At 61.6% G+C, this 13,203-nt stretch carries 15 protein-coding genes; 12 read left to right on the top strand and 3 right to left on the bottom strand.

The window, feature by feature from the left end:
• The first annotated feature begins 9 nt into the window (after nucleotides 1-9).
• Nucleotides 10-483, top strand: a complete 474-nt coding sequence (locus ATN84_RS21370; RefSeq protein ID WP_244491163.1) for an anthrone oxygenase family protein — start codon at nucleotides 10-12, stop codon at nucleotides 481-483.
• Between the two features lie 344 nt (nucleotides 484-827).
• On the opposite strand, the gene ATN84_RS21365 is transcribed toward ATN84_RS21370, so the two are convergent.
• Nucleotides 828-2,483: a thiamine pyrophosphate-binding protein gene (locus tag ATN84_RS21365; protein WP_068884534.1), complete on the bottom strand. Its 1,656-nt coding sequence runs from the start codon at nucleotides 2,481-2,483 to the stop codon at nucleotides 828-830.
• Nucleotides 2,484-2,487: 4 nt separating this feature from the next.
• Nucleotides 2,488-3,234: a FadR/GntR family transcriptional regulator gene (locus tag ATN84_RS21360; protein ID WP_068884533.1), complete on the bottom strand. Its 747-nt coding sequence runs from the start codon at nucleotides 3,232-3,234 to the stop codon at nucleotides 2,488-2,490.
• Nucleotides 3,235-3,439: 205 nt separating this feature from the next.
• On the opposite strand from ATN84_RS21360, the gene ATN84_RS21355 reads away from it, so the two are divergent.
• The 11 genes from ATN84_RS21355 to ATN84_RS27590 all read left to right on the top strand — a co-directional run bounded on the left by ATN84_RS21355 (nucleotide 3,440) and on the right by ATN84_RS27590 (nucleotide 12,146).
• Nucleotides 3,440-4,357 carry an NAD(P)-dependent oxidoreductase gene (locus tag ATN84_RS21355; protein WP_068884532.1) on the top strand — a complete coding sequence of 306 codons (918 nt, stop codon included), beginning with the start codon at nucleotides 3,440-3,442 and terminating at the stop codon, nucleotides 4,355-4,357.
• 27 nt (nucleotides 4,358-4,384) lie between these two features.
• Nucleotides 4,385-5,374 carry a TRAP transporter substrate-binding protein gene (locus ATN84_RS21350; RefSeq protein ID WP_082766427.1) on the top strand — a complete coding sequence of 330 codons (990 nt, stop codon included), beginning with the start codon at nucleotides 4,385-4,387 and terminating at the stop codon, nucleotides 5,372-5,374.
• A 54-nt stretch (nucleotides 5,375-5,428) separates the two neighbouring features.
• Complete coding sequence (locus tag ATN84_RS21345) at nucleotides 5,429-6,715, top strand: TRAP transporter large permease (protein WP_161939607.1); 1,287 nt, start codon at nucleotides 5,429-5,431, stop codon at nucleotides 6,713-6,715.
• A gap of 1 nt (nucleotide 6,716) precedes the next feature.
• Nucleotides 6,717-7,229: a TRAP transporter small permease gene (locus ATN84_RS21340; protein WP_082766426.1), complete on the top strand. Its 513-nt coding sequence runs from the start codon at nucleotides 6,717-6,719 to the stop codon at nucleotides 7,227-7,229.
• Nucleotides 7,226-7,543, top strand: coding sequence for an NIPSNAP family protein (locus tag ATN84_RS21335; protein WP_068884529.1), 318 nt, complete (start codon nucleotides 7,226-7,228; stop codon nucleotides 7,541-7,543). The genes ATN84_RS21340 and ATN84_RS21335 overlap by 4 nt, the downstream gene beginning before the upstream one ends.
• A gap of 158 nt (nucleotides 7,544-7,701) precedes the next feature.
• Nucleotides 7,702-8,451 (top strand): FadR/GntR family transcriptional regulator, encoded by a 750-nt coding sequence (locus ATN84_RS21330; RefSeq protein ID WP_068884528.1) that lies wholly within the window; start codon nucleotides 7,702-7,704, stop codon nucleotides 8,449-8,451.
• Between the two features lie 222 nt (nucleotides 8,452-8,673).
• Complete coding sequence (locus ATN84_RS21325; RefSeq protein ID WP_244491162.1) at nucleotides 8,674-9,627, top strand: Bug family tripartite tricarboxylate transporter substrate binding protein; 954 nt, start codon at nucleotides 8,674-8,676, stop codon at nucleotides 9,625-9,627.
• Between the two features lie 55 nt (nucleotides 9,628-9,682).
• A complete protein-coding gene (locus ATN84_RS21320) occupies nucleotides 9,683-10,147 on the top strand; it encodes a tripartite tricarboxylate transporter TctB family protein (RefSeq protein WP_068884526.1) in 465 nt (154 codons plus the stop codon).
• The gene (locus ATN84_RS21315) at nucleotides 10,147-11,661 is read left to right on the top strand and encodes a tripartite tricarboxylate transporter permease (protein ID WP_068884525.1); all 1,515 of its coding nucleotides are present in this window, start codon (nucleotides 10,147-10,149) and stop codon (nucleotides 11,659-11,661) included. Before ATN84_RS21320 ends, ATN84_RS21315 begins: the two co-directional genes overlap by 1 nt.
• 90 nt (nucleotides 11,662-11,751) lie before the next feature.
• Nucleotides 11,752-11,973: a hypothetical protein gene (locus ATN84_RS27595; protein ID WP_201026422.1), complete on the top strand. Its 222-nt coding sequence runs from the start codon at nucleotides 11,752-11,754 to the stop codon at nucleotides 11,971-11,973.
• Nucleotides 11,970-12,146, top strand: a complete 177-nt coding sequence (locus tag ATN84_RS27590; protein ID WP_201026421.1) for a hypothetical protein — start codon at nucleotides 11,970-11,972, stop codon at nucleotides 12,144-12,146. Before ATN84_RS27595 ends, ATN84_RS27590 begins: the two co-directional genes overlap by 4 nt.
• Before the next feature lie 42 nt (nucleotides 12,147-12,188).
• Here the strand turns inward: ATN84_RS27590 and ATN84_RS21305 are convergent, their stop codons facing one another.
• Nucleotides 12,189-13,109 carry a LysR family transcriptional regulator gene (locus ATN84_RS21305; protein ID WP_068884524.1) on the bottom strand — a complete coding sequence of 307 codons (921 nt, stop codon included), beginning with the start codon at nucleotides 13,107-13,109 and terminating at the stop codon, nucleotides 12,189-12,191.
• Between the last annotated feature and the right edge of the window lie 94 nt (nucleotides 13,110-13,203).

Here is a 13,203-nt window from a genome sequence, read left to right as displayed (position 1 = left end):
GACAGGATCATGCCAACAGCCGTTTTTCTCGCCGCGATCGGCTCCGGCGTCATGGGAGGCTTCTTCTACGGCTTCTCCAATGTGGTGATGGCGGCGCTCGGCCGCCTCACGCCGCAGGGCGGGACCGCCGCCATGCAATCGATCAATGTGACCGTACTCAACCCGATCTTCTTCATTCTGTTTTTCGGAACGGCACTTCTTGCAGTCATTCTGGCGATGGCCGCTCTTTTGAATCTCAGCCAGCCCGGCGCCTATATGTTGCTTGCCGGCAGCCTGCTCTATCTCGGTGGGATCATCCTGGTCACGATGATCTTCAACGTTCCGATGAACGAGGCGCTTGCCGTCGTTGATCCGGCAAGCCCGGCCGGTGCCGAACACTGGACCGGCTATCTCGACCGCTGGACGGCTTGGAACCACGTACGCACCATCACCGGCATCATCGCCAGCGCCTGCTTTGTCCTGGCTCTGAGGATGGCCCCGTAAGTTCACCCGGCAACAATCAATGCAATAAAAAAGGCCGGACTTAAAAAGTCCGGCCAATGCTGAAGGTTATGACCTCCAGAGGGGAACAGTCGACGTGAAGAGTGGGAGGAGCGACCCGTCGACTGGTATGATAAGAGAGTGATTCTCTGCTTTGTTCAAGTTATATTTTGGCCATCTCAGCGTTATTCCGAAAGAATCCAAGTAAAAGGATAATGTTTTCTTTCGTTGTGGATATCTTTAACCCCCAATTAATTGTGGTTTCTACAATATCGGCACAACGCTTCCCACAACGGCACATTTATCGATTGCGCCGAACTTGGAATAACTCTCACTCCCGTGTCACCTCAGAGAACAAGCCTCGGAGACAACGCCTTTGGATCGACCATCAGGTCGAGAATAGCCGGCGCTCCCGCTTCCCGGGCACGGGTGAACGCGGCCGGAAAATCTTCGTTGCGCAATACCGTTTCGCCATAGGCGCCATAGCTCTTCGCCAGAGCCGCAAAGTCGGGATTGATCATATCGGTGCCCGAAACGCGGCCAGGATAGTGCCGCTCCTGATGCATCCGGATCGTGCCGTACATGCCGTTGTTGGAGACGAGGACGATAATGTTCGCGCCATACTGGCAGGCCGTGCCGAACTCCTGCATCGCCATCTGGAAGCAGCCGTCGCCGGCAAGGCAGACGACGTCGCGGTCGGGATGCGCGAGCTTTGCCGCAACGGCCGCCGGCAAGCCGTACCCCATGGAACCGGATGTGGGAGCAAGCTGGGTGCGCCATTTCTTGTAGGCGAAATAGCGGTGCAGCCAGGCTGAATAATTGCCGGCACCATTGGTGAGAATGGCGTCCTCAGGCAGCGTGTCGGAGAGATGCCGCACGATATATTCCATCTTGAGCAACCCCGGCGTTTCAGCCGGCATCCGCCAGGCCTCGTAATCCGCACGCGCCGCCTTGCGCCATTCGCTCCAGGCGGGCAGCGAAGCGGGGCGGGTAGCGGCAAGTTTGCCGAGAAGTTGCGCCGGAGCCGCGCTGATGGCCAGCGTCGGACGATAGACACGGCCCAGCTCATCCGGATCGGGATAAACGTGAATGAGATCCTGAGCCGGCGCCGGAATGCCGACGAGGCTGTAGCCGCTCGTCGTCATCTCGCCGAGCCGCGCGCCGAGCACTAGAAGCAGGTCCGCATCACGGACCCGTTCCGCGAGCTTCGGATTGATGCCGATGCCGATATCGCCGACATAAGAGGGATGGCGGTTGTCGAGATAATCCTGGCAGCGGAAGGACGCGCCGACCGGCAGATCATGCGCCTCGGCAAACCGCGCGAGATCCGCCGCCGCCTCAGCCGACCATCCGCCGCCACCGACGATCACCAGCGGCCGCGATGCCTTGGAAAGGGCGGCAAGAATGTCGTCGATTGCTTCGGGCGAGGTCTCCATGCGCGGCAGAACCGCGGCGGGTACGTCGGCGGCCAGTGCTTCCGCCGACAGCATGTCTTCCGGAAGGGCGAGCACGACAGGCCCCGGCCGGCCCGATGTCGCCACATGGAATGCATGGCTGACATATTCGGGAATGCGCTCGGTCGTGTCGATCTCGGCGACCCATTTGGCGAGCGGACCAAACATCTGGCGGTAATCGACCTCCTGGAAGGCCTCGCGATCGCGCTGATGCCTCGCCACCTGGCCGACGAACAGGATCATCGGCGTCGAATCCTGGAACGCCACATGCACGCCGGCCGACGCATTGGTGGCGCCGGGGCCGCGTGTGACGAAAGCGATGCCGGGACACCCCGTCAGCTTGCCATGGGCTTCGGCCATCATCGCCGCCCCGCCCTCCTGACGGCAGACGATCGTGTCGATGCCGCTTTCGTAGAGGCCGTCGAGCGCGGCGAGATAGCTCTCGCCAGGGATGCAGAAGACGCGTTCCACACCCTGGATCTTCAACTGGTCGACAAGGATCCTGCCGCCGTGGCGCAGGGTGGTCTCGGGATTGATCTGGTTCAGCATCGTCTCACAAATCCGCAATGTCGGCGCGGTCGATAAGCCGCTGGGCCGCTCGTTCGAAATGGGTGCGGGTCGCGCCGCGGGCTGCTTCCGCGTCACGGGCGCTGATGGCGTCGAACACCGTCTGGTGCTCCGCCAGAACCGCCCCGCCCCATTCGGCTGCCCTGGCATTCTTGATGGCGACGGAGCGCAGATTCTCGGCGATCTTCGATTCGATCATGCCGACGAACTCGACATAATAATCATTACCGGAGGCCTCGGTGATTGCCCTATAGAAAGCGAATTCGGCATCGACCCGCCTCTCGATGGCATTATCCCCCTGCGCCACGGCCGAGATCATCTCCTGCAGAAACCCGCCGATCCCGGCAAGCTGGAGACTGGTCCGCGCGGTAGCGGCAAGAGCCGAGGCATCCGCCTGAACCCCCGTGCGCAATTGCAGGAGCTGCGCAAGCTGTTTCCGCTTCTCGAAGCAGGCGGGGCTGATGCGAAAGGCGCTGCGCCCGCCAACCTCCGCAATGAAGGCGCCGACGCCGCGGCGGGACTGGATGACGCCGTCATATTTCAGAAGCGAGATCGCCTCGCGCACCACGGTCCGGGCCACGCCGAACTGATCCGAAAGGGCCTGCTCGGTCGGCAGACGGTCTCCCGGCTTCAGTTGCCCCGCCTCGATGGCGGAGGAGATATTCTTGGCGATCTCGTCCGGCAGGCGGCGCGGACGATCGATCTTCCCGAAGAGTTCTGACTGTTGCGACACGACATCTCTTTCCCATTTCGCCGGCTCTTTCTGCCGAACCAGCTCATCAGCATTTCGTAACGCCAATATCCCTGATCGACAACAGCTTGCCGGATTTAATTAAACAGGTATCAATAAAACAGTTGTCTGACAATATGTTTTATGCTTCATTCGCCGCGAGCCAGACATCCTGGCGGCATTGGGAGCGGATTTCGGGAGGAGATTGATGGACGATCACGCATCGCCACGCATTGGCTTTATCGGGCTTGGCGGAATGGGCCGCGGCCTGGTCAAGAACATGCTCAAGCACGGGCTGGAGGTCACGGTGCACGACCTCGACGAAAAGGCCGTCGAGCGCGCCGTCGACGAGGGCGCGCGCCGCGCCGAATATCTGGCGGCGATGGCGAGGGAGGCCGATGTTCTCGCCATCTGCATCACCACGGCGGAAGCCGTGCGCGAACTGGCGCTGTCACCGGGCGGCCTGCTCGATTCCATGCGCGAAGGGACCATCTTCCTCGACCACACGACCGTTTCGCCCCAGCATGTCGACCTGATGCGACGTGAGTGCGAGGCACGCGGCATCGCCTATGCGGAAGCGCCGATGACGCGAACGCCCGCCCACGCGGATCGCGGCGAGGTCAACATCCTCTTCGGCGGCGAGAGCGATCTTCTGGAGCGTCTGCGTCCGATCTTCGATTGCTATGCGGAAAATGTCTTCCATGTCGGCCCGGCCGGCCATGCGATCCGCCTCAAGCTGATCCACAACTATATCGCCTTCGCCAATGTCGCTTCCTGGTGCGAAGGCTTCGCGCTGGCCGCGCGCGAGGGGCTCGATATGAGCAAGGTGATCGGCATCATCTCCGCCGCCGGAGGCCGGTCGGGGATGATGGATCTCTATGGTGAGATGACGCTCAAACGCGATTTCACGCCGCATATGTCGCTCGCCAACGCCCAGAAGGATGTCCGCTACTACGCCCACTGGCTGGAGGAGGCCGGCCTGCCGGGCTTCATGGCCGAGGCCGTGCATCAGACCTATGCGCTCGCCTCGATCATGGGACATGCCGGCGAAAGCTGCACGGCCGTCATCAAGGCCTATGAGCAACTCACGGGGATCGAAGCCAGGCTACCCGATCCCAAAGCCTGATCAACAAGCATGCAAAGGGAGGAAATCATGCTTACACGTCGTACACTGCTGGGGGCGGCCGCGACCGCCTCCATCGTCACCGTATTGCCTATCCGGGCGAGAGCCGCTGATGTGACGCTTCGTCTTGCGCATTTCGCCGCCGAAAGCCACCCGGCTCACACCGCCTCGGTCCAGCTGGCCAAGAATGTCGCGGAGCGGACCGGCGGGGCCGTCGCGATCGATATTTACCCGGCAAATGAGCTTGGCTCCCCGCCCGAGCAGCTTGAGCAGACGGTGCTCGGCGCCATCGACATGAACCTGCCGACCCATGGCGCCCTCGACAAATACAACAAGGCCTTCGGGACTGTGATGACGCCTTTTGCCTTCCGCGATTACGAGCATGCCCATCAGGTGCTCGACGGCCCGTTTACGGAATGGGCGGCGCCGAAGATCGAAAATGACGGCCTCGTCATGCTCAGCCACTGGGAATATGGCTTCCGCAACATCACCAACAATATCCGGCCGATCAACGCGCCGGAGGACGTCGCGGGCATGAAGATCCGCACGCCGCCGGAGGTTCAGATCGTGGCCGCGATCGAGGGGCTCGGCGCGAATGCGGTGCAGATCGCCTTTCCCGAGCTTCCGAACGCGCTCAACCAGGGCGTGGTGGACGGCCAGGAAAATCCGATCGGCGTCATCTACCACTCAAAACTCAACGAATTCCAGAAGCACCTGGCGCTGACCCGCCACGTCTATAACAGCATGATCCATGTGGTTTCCAAGGGCAGCTGGGACAAGCTGACACCGGAACAGCAGGCCATCATCCGTGAGGAAAGCGCCAACGCTGGCGCCCTGATGCGCAAGCTGGTGCTCGAACAGGAGCAGAAGGAAATCGCCGATCTCGAAGCGTCGGGCATGAAGGTGACGAAGCCGGATCTCACCGCCTTTGCCGAGAAAGTGGGGCCGGCACGCGAACGTCTCGCCGCCGTTTCCGGCGAGGAGAACATGAAGACGTTCCTCGGCTTCCTTCAGAAATAGCAGGCGGAACGGGGGCGGGCTTCGTCCTGCCTCCGTCTTCGCGGGATGGTGCTCATGATTGCGCTTTTGATCTTTCTCAGTCTGCTCTTCCTTATTTTCCTTGGTGTGCCCGTGGCCATCGCGCTCGGCGTGGTCGCCGCCGGCTTCTATGTCGCCATCGGCGATTTCGGCATTCTATCGATGCTGCCGCAGCGTATGTTCTCGGCCACCACCGCCTTCACCCTGCTTGCCATTCCCTTCTTCATATTGGCGGGCAATCTCATGAACACCGGCGGGATAACCCGGCGCATCTTTCGCTTCGCCAATGCCTGCGTCGGCCATATTCGCGGCGGGCTCGGTCAGGTGAACGTGCTGGCGAGCCTGATCTTTTCAGGCATGTCGGGCGCGGCCGTCGCCGATGCGGCGGGCCTCGGCCAGGTCGAGATGAAAGCGATGACCGACCGGGGGTACGATCCCGAATTTTCCGCCGCGATCACCGCCGCCTCATCGACGATCGGCCCGGTCTTTCCACCCTCCATACCCTTCGTGCTCTATTCATCGATCACCGGCGTTTCGGTCACGAAGCTGTTCCTGGCGGGCGTCGTTCCCGGCCTGCTCATGGCCGGTGCACTGATGATCTCCGTTTACCTGATCTCCGTCTTCACCAGGATGCCGTGCGAGCCGCGCGCTTCGCTCAGGGAGATCGCCGTCAGCTTCGCCGACTCGGCGCTTTCGCTGTTCACGCCCGTCATCATCATCGCGGGCATCTTCGGCGGCCTTTTCACGCCGACGGAGGCCGGCGTCGCCGCTTCGGCCTATGCGCTGGTGATCTCCATGTTCGTCTATCGCGAGATCACGCCGTCCCATCTGCCGGCGATCCTCTGGGACACGCTGCTGCATACCGTGCGGGTGATGTTCGTCATCGCCGCGGCCGGCTTCTTCGGCTGGCTGCTCATCCAGCAGCGCATACCCAACCAGCTCATCACAGGGATGCTGCATCTCTCCAGCGATCCCGTGATCATCATGGCTATCGTGGTCTTCGTCCTGCTGGTCCTCGGCATGTTCCTCGAAGGCATTGCGGTGATCGTGCTCTGCGTTCCGCTCTTCCTGCCCGTCGTCACCCAGGTCGGCATCGATCCGGTGCAGTTTGGCGTGGTGATGATCATGTGCTCGATGTTCGGCCTGCTGACGCCGCCGGTCGGCATGGTGCTGTTCGCCGTGTCGAGCATCAGCGGCCTCTCGGTGGGGCGGCTGAGCCGGGCAATGCTGCCCTATCTCGCAGGGCTCGCTCTCGTCCTTCTCGCCGTCGCCTATATCCAGCCGGTTTCCACCTGGCTTCCAACGCTCGTCATGGGGCCGTGAGATGCAGTCGCTCCAAATGATCGACAGAATGGTCGGCCTGCTGCTGCGCGCGATCGCCAGCTCCTGCCTGGCCGCGCTGTTCGTCATCGTCTTCGCCAATGTGGTGTCGCGCTATTTTCAGCTCGGGTCGATGGCGTGGTTCGACGAGGTCGTGCAGGCGCTGTTTGCCTGGATGGTGTTCATCGGCGCGGCCGCTCTCTGGCGGGAGAAGGAGCATTTCCGCGTGGATTGGCTCAGCGCCATCCTCGGTGAAAGCCGCGGCGGCGCCCTCCTCCATGTGGTCGTCAGCCTGCTTTCGATCGGCTTTCTCGCGCTCATGACCTGGAAGGGGCTCGACCTGACGCTGCGCAGCCGCGCCGTGACGCCTATCCTGAATGTGCCGGTCGCCTTCCTCTATGTCTCGATCCCCATCGCCGGCGCGGTGATGACCATCTACAGCCTGGTCGATCTCTGCCGGAGCGAATGGTGCTTTTTCAAATCCTCAAACCCAACAACGCAAGAGAGTAAAGCATGATCCTCGACCATCGCACCTATACCTGCCGCCCGGGCACCATCAAGAAGCACCTAGCGCTTTATGAAAAGCACGGCTGGCCGATCCAGTCACAACATCTGGGCAAGCCGATCGTCTATGCCGCGACCGAGACCGGTGACGTCAACGCCTATGTCCACATCTGGGTCTATGAGAACGCAACCGACCGCGAAGCCAAGCGGGCGGCGCTGCAGGCCGATCCCGCCTGGGTGGAATATCTAAAGCTGAGCGCCGAGGCCGGTTATCTCATCAGCCAGCGCAACCAGATCCTGAAGCCGGTGCCCTTCTTCAAGGCATGAGAGCAATGCCACACCGCACCAACTCATCATATGACATGTCGAAAATAATAGTACCACTTGTACTCCCGTGCGCATGGTCTAAAACTCGACATGCGGCCCGGACCGGTGTCTCGTCCGCAAAAGGCAATTTTGGGTGGGGACGAGGAGCATCCAAATCAATGGAGACAATAGGATCGAAGCAGGCAAGGAGAAGCCTTTCGGCCGACGTGGTCGAAGCGCTGCGCGAGGATATTTCCGGCGGCGCCTATAAGCTCGGCGACAAGCTGCCGACCGAGCCTGCCCTCATCGAGCGCTTCAGCGTCAGCCGTACCGTGATTCGGGAAGCGATCGCGGCGCTGCGCGCGGACGGCCTGGTGGAATCGCGCCATGGCGTCGGCGTCTTCGTGACGCAACCGCGGCGTGCGGTTCCGGAGCTGCAGCTGCTGACCCAGGTGAACAAGAAAATATCTGATATCATTGAGGAACTGGAGCTCCGCACCTCTGTCGAGATCGAAGCGGCCGCCCTCGCGGCGGAGCGCTGCTCACCGGCCCAGGAGGCGGAAATCCAGGCGCAGCTCGATGCTTTCGAAAAACTGATGCGCGCCGGTGAAGCAACCGTGCAGGCCGATTTCGAATTTCACATGGCGATCGCACGGGCAACCAACAATGCCCGTTTCGAGGAATTCCTGGCGCATCTCGGCCGCCGCACCATACCACGCTCCAAGCTGCGGAACATGGACGGCACCGACGACATCGAGAACAGGGACACGCAGCTTCATCGCGAGCACATGGCGGTGGCCGAGGCGATTTATGCGCGCGATCCGCGGGCGGCAAGGGAAGCAATGCGCCTCCATCTCGGCGGCTCGCTGCAGCGCTATCGCGTACTGACGCGCCGCCGAAACATACCGACGGACGACAAGTCGGCTTGACGGCCGTTGTAGGTCATCATATGACTTGCGCGGATCTTCGTCGCGCCACCTAACCGGCGTCGAGGTGCCATCGCATACCGCCGGAATATTGCATATCGGGCGGAGAGGAGGAGAGCGGGACAAGGCAGGCTACCGATCAAGGCGCATCCAGTCAGATGCGTGTGCAGCAAGCCACCCGCCAATCAGGGAGAGAGAATTATGTACAGGAAGTTCGCGGCTATCTTGGCCGCAGCATGTGTGGGGATATTCACATCCACGGCCGCCCTTGCGGAATATCCGGATAGGGACATCCGCGTGATCGTTCCCTGGGGTGCGGGAGGCGGCACGGATGCCATCGTCCGCAAGCTGACGACGATCGCCGAAAAGGATATCGGCGGCTCCATGTATGTGGAGAACATCGACGGCGGCATCAGCGCCACCGGCATTTCACAACTCATGCAGGCCCGCCCCGACGGTTATACGATCGGCGCGCTCACCTATGACAGCGTCGTGACGATCCCCTGGCAGGGCATGCTGCCGACCTACAAGATGGACAAGCTCAAGCTCATCGCCCGCGTGACGAGCGAGCCCGACGCCATCATCGTCGACGCCACATCGCCCTATAAGACCATCGGCGACCTGGTGGCCGACGCCAAGGCCAATCCCGGCAAGGTGAAGATCGGCATCCAGAACATCGGCTCGCGTCTGCATTTGGCGATCCTGCAGCTCCAGGACGAGACGGGCGTCGAATTCAAGATCATCGCCTATCCCGGCGGCGCGGCGCCGCAGAAGGAAGCGATCCTCTCCAACGAGGTGGATGTCGTGGCGACCAGCCTCGGCGATTTCGCGCCGCTTCTGGAAAATGGCGACGTTCGCGGCATCGTGGAGTTCACCGATACCACCAATCCCACCTTCACGACGGTTCCGACCGCCAAGGAGGAAGGCCTGAAGCTGCGGATCGGCAGTTTCATCGTGATTGCCGCGCCGGCCGGCACGCCCGACGACGTGGTCCAGAAGATCGAGAATGCCTACAAGAAGGCGCTGGAAAGCGACGAGTTCCAGCAATGGACCGCCAAGGTCGGCGTCACGCCGAGCTGGCTTGGTTCGGATCAGGTCACGCAATGGGCCGATGAAACAAGCAAGACGCTCTTCCAGCAGATGGATACGCTGGTGGAAGAGGGTGTCCTGAAGAAATGACAATACATGCCGGCGGGAAACTCCCGCCGGCAACCGTTCCAGTTGGGAGGAGCCCATGACAACGCCCCGACTGCAGTGGAAGAGCCGTCTTCTCCTGCCGCTGTTCCTATTCATCCTGACCACCGTCTATATCGCGGCCGCATTGCGGATCGTGCCGCAGATCAGCGAAGGTCTCGCCGGCCCCTCCTTCATGCCGCTTGTCATCGCCTTCATCATGTATGCGGGCCTCGCCCGCATCATCTGGAGCGACCTGACGCAGGAGCATGAGCAACCCGAGGGTAGCCTCCTGCAGCCCTTCCTGATCGTGCTTGCCACGGTCCTCTACATCGCCGCCTTCAAGCCGCTCGGCTACGGCGTGTCGACCCTGCTTTTCGTGCTGGCCCTGTTCCGCCTCTTCCAGTTCCAGGACGGGCGGATCATCCGGCAGATATTCTATGCTGTCGCGGTCACGGCGGTTTTCCATGGCCTGTTCGCATTTGCCTTCGGCATCCGGCTACCAACCCTGATGGGCGTGATCTGATGGACTTCTTCCTCGAAATTCTCAAAGGCTTCGGCGCGCTTGCCCGCGCCGACGTGCTGTTTTCCATGGTGGTTGGCTTCGCGGTCGGCACGTTCTTCGGTGCCGTGCCGGGGCTGACGTCGGTGCTGGCGATCGCGCTGCTTCTGCCCATCACCTACAGCATGGATGTCGTTCCCGCGCTGGTCATGTGCGCTGCCATCTTCATGTCGGGCATGTATGCCGGCAGCATCACCGCCACCACCATCAATATTCCCGGCGCGCCCTCGTCGATGATGACTTCCATGGAAGGCTATCCCCTGATGAAAAGGGGAGAGGGCGCCAATGCGCTCGGCCATGCGGCGTTTGGCTCGATGGTCGGTGGCAGCCTAGGCGCGCTGATGCTGATGCTGTTCCTGCCGCTTGCCGCCAAGCTCTCGCTCCTGATCCAGACGCCGGGCAAGTTTTCGCTCGTGCTCTTCGCGCTGGTCGTTATCGTCATCATGCAGCGCGACGCGATCGCGAAAGGACTGGTCACTACCCTGCTCGGCATGATGATCGCGACGATCGGCATCGATGTCATGCAGCCGATCGCGCGTTTCAACTTTGGTACCGAGATGCTGGTCGAAGGCATCAACATGATGCCGCTCATCATCGGCGCCTTCGCCATCAGCGAGGTTCTCTACCAGGCGCAACTGCACCGCGACGGCATTCAGGCCGCTGCCATCCGCGCGGAAGCGGCGGTGATCCGTCGCCGCGATTTCCTTCCCACCCTGGCGCAGCTCCGGGAAATCGGCCCCTATACCTATCTCAAGAGCAGCCTGTTCGGTTACGGTATCGGCGTTCTGCCGGGTGTCGGCGGTTCGATGGCGGCCTTCGTCGCCTATGCCGACGCCAAGCGCCGCTCAAAACGTCCTGATCTCTACGGTCACGGCAGCCGCGAAGGCATCGCCGCGGCGGAAGCCGCCAACAATTCCATGTGCGGCGGCGCTTTCGTGCCGATGCTGATGTTCGGCATTCCCGGCGATCCGACAACGGCGGTGGTGCTTGGCGTGCTCGTTATCAATGGCCTCCAGCCGGGCGTGCGGCTGCTGGAGACGCAGACCGATCTCGTCGCCCCCATGTTCGCTTCGCTCCTCGTCAGCGCGCTGGTGCTCATTCCGCTGACACTGTTCCTCCTCGGACCCTATTTCGTGAAGATCGTTTCGATCCCGAAGGGACTTCTCTATGCCTGCATCGCCGTCGTCGCGCTCGTCGGCAGCTATGCCGCGACCTTCTCGATCTTCCAGATGGCGCTGGCCGTGGTGTTCGGCGTGCTCGCCTTCTTCCTGCGCCAGCAGAACTATCCCACCGTATCGCTGCTGCTTGGTTTCATCCTCGGGCCGGATCTCGAACAATATCTGCGCCGCTCGCTGGCGCTCAGCGATGGCGACCCGACGGTCTTCCTGACCAGCCCCGATAGCCTGTTCTTCCTGGTCCTGGCCGCCCTTTTCTTCTATTTCATGGCCATCAAGCAGCCGAAGGAGGTCACAGTCTGATTGAGACGGCCACGGCCAATCTGGTTGCAATCTGAAAGCAGTTTATATATTAATAGACTGCTTGCAAATTGCATTCAGAAAGGATCCGTGATGACCGCCCTCACAGAAATCGCCCGCAGGAGCTATCAGGCTTATGTCGACAATGACCGCGCAGCTATCGAGGCGCTGATCGGCAGCGACTTTCATTTCACCAGCCCGCTTGACAATCGTCTCGACCGGCAAACCTATTTCGAACGCTGCTGGCCCAACAGCGAAACGATCTCGGACTTCCGCTTCATCCACCTCGTTGAGCATGAAGATCGGTTTTCGTGACCTACGAAGGAACGGCGGATGAGGGCCGGCGCTTCCGCAACACCGAGATCCTGACCATACGGGACGGCAGGATCATCGAGGCGGAGGTCTATTTCGGCTGGTCCCTTCCGCATGAAGCGCCCATTGGCGGCTTCATCAGTCCCACGAATGCAGATAAGGGGCAACTGGCGTAGCACCGCGCGGTCGGACCATTTAGGTCAACCCTGAGCATCCCGTCACGACCGCTCAATTCCGGGAACATCGCCGATCCGCTCGACGATGAAGTCGACCAGGAGCCGGACCCGGGCGATGCCTGCCCGTTCCGGCACGATCAGCATGTTGAGCGGCACGAACGCCAATGAATAGTCCGGCAATATCGGCTCGAGCCGGCCTTCGCCCAGGAGATCGTCGACAAGCCACTGGTGGGCGGGCGCAATGCCGCGTCCGGCGACAAGCGCCTCGCGCGCGGCCAGCCCATGGTCGACCCGAAGACGGCCGCCGAAGGGTACCGCATGATGCTCGCCGCCCGGCCCTTGCAGGATGAGTGTATCGCTTCCCGCCACATTCGACATGCGGATGCCCTCATGGCCGGAGAGGTCCTGCAGGGAGGACGGCCTTCGGCGCGCCGCCAGATAATCCGGCGATGCGACCAGCAGGCGGCGGGACTGGCCGAGAGACCTGAGCTTCATGGAACTGTCGGTCAGCGGCCCTAGGCGGAGCGCGATATCGACGCCCTCGCGCACGAGATCGATCCGCTCGTCGGTGAGGCTCAAATCCACCCCGATATCGGAATACCGATCCTGGAAGGCAAAAATGAGCCGGCTTACATGCAGGACGCCGAAGGCCGCCGTGCAGGAAATGCGGATCGTGCCGGCCGGCGCGCCGCGCGTGCCCCGCACCTCGTCCCCCGCCTGCTCGACAAGCCGCAAAATCTGGACGCAATTGGCATAATAGCGACCACCCTCGTCGGTTAGGGTGACGCGTCGCGTGGTTCTTGAGAGAAGAGGCACGCCGACGGCCTCCTCCAGCTCCCGCAGATGCCGCGTGATAGTCGACTGGCCGATCCCGAACTCGCGCGCCACCGCCGACAGGCTGCCGCGTTCGGCGACGCGGACAAAGCTGCGCATGCGTTCCAGCGTGATATCCGATTTATCCATTATTCGGAATAATCCTATGCATTATCCATATCTACCGGATCGCTTCCGCATTGGCTACCTCATAGGTCATCTTCCCGAACAAGGATTGTGACCC

It is taken from the genome of Paramesorhizobium deserti, from assembly GCF_001558695.1.
Taxonomy (GTDB): domain Bacteria; phylum Pseudomonadota; class Alphaproteobacteria; order Rhizobiales; family Rhizobiaceae; genus Paramesorhizobium; species Paramesorhizobium deserti.
Note: the sequence above shows the minus strand (reverse complement) of the source record. Positions and strands in the feature narration are given on the sequence as shown.

Bases quoted from the DNA above. Each gene is read 5' to 3' on its own strand.
- ATN84_RS21320 (WP_068884526.1), top strand. From the start codon at position 9,683: ATGACAACGCCCCGACTGCAGTGGAAGAGCCGTCTTCTCCTGCCGCTG.
- ATN84_RS21330 (WP_068884528.1), top strand. From the start codon at position 7,702: ATGGAGACAATAGGATCGAAGCAGGCAAGGAGAAGCCTTTCGGCCGAC.
- ATN84_RS21370 (WP_244491163.1), top strand. From the start codon at position 10: ATGCCAACAGCCGTTTTTCTCGCCGCGATCGGCTCCGGCGTCATGGGA.
- ATN84_RS21305 (WP_068884524.1), bottom strand. From the start codon at position 13,109: ATGGATAAATCGGATATCACGCTGGAACGCATGCGCAGCTTTGTCCGC.
- ATN84_RS21365 (WP_068884534.1), bottom strand. From the start codon at position 2,483: ATGCTGAACCAGATCAATCCCGAGACCACCCTGCGCCACGGCGGCAGG.
- ATN84_RS21335 (WP_068884529.1), top strand. From the start codon at position 7,226: ATGATCCTCGACCATCGCACCTATACCTGCCGCCCGGGCACCATCAAG.
- ATN84_RS21340 (WP_082766426.1), top strand. From the start codon at position 6,717: ATGCAGTCGCTCCAAATGATCGACAGAATGGTCGGCCTGCTGCTGCGC.
- ATN84_RS21350 (WP_082766427.1), top strand. From the start codon at position 4,385: ATGCTTACACGTCGTACACTGCTGGGGGCGGCCGCGACCGCCTCCATC.
- ATN84_RS21345 (WP_161939607.1), top strand. From the start codon at position 5,429: ATGATTGCGCTTTTGATCTTTCTCAGTCTGCTCTTCCTTATTTTCCTT.
- ATN84_RS21315 (WP_068884525.1), top strand. From the start codon at position 10,147: ATGGACTTCTTCCTCGAAATTCTCAAAGGCTTCGGCGCGCTTGCCCGC.
- ATN84_RS21355 (WP_068884532.1), top strand. From the start codon at position 3,440: ATGGACGATCACGCATCGCCACGCATTGGCTTTATCGGGCTTGGCGGA.
- ATN84_RS27595 (WP_201026422.1), top strand. From the start codon at position 11,752: ATGACCGCCCTCACAGAAATCGCCCGCAGGAGCTATCAGGCTTATGTC.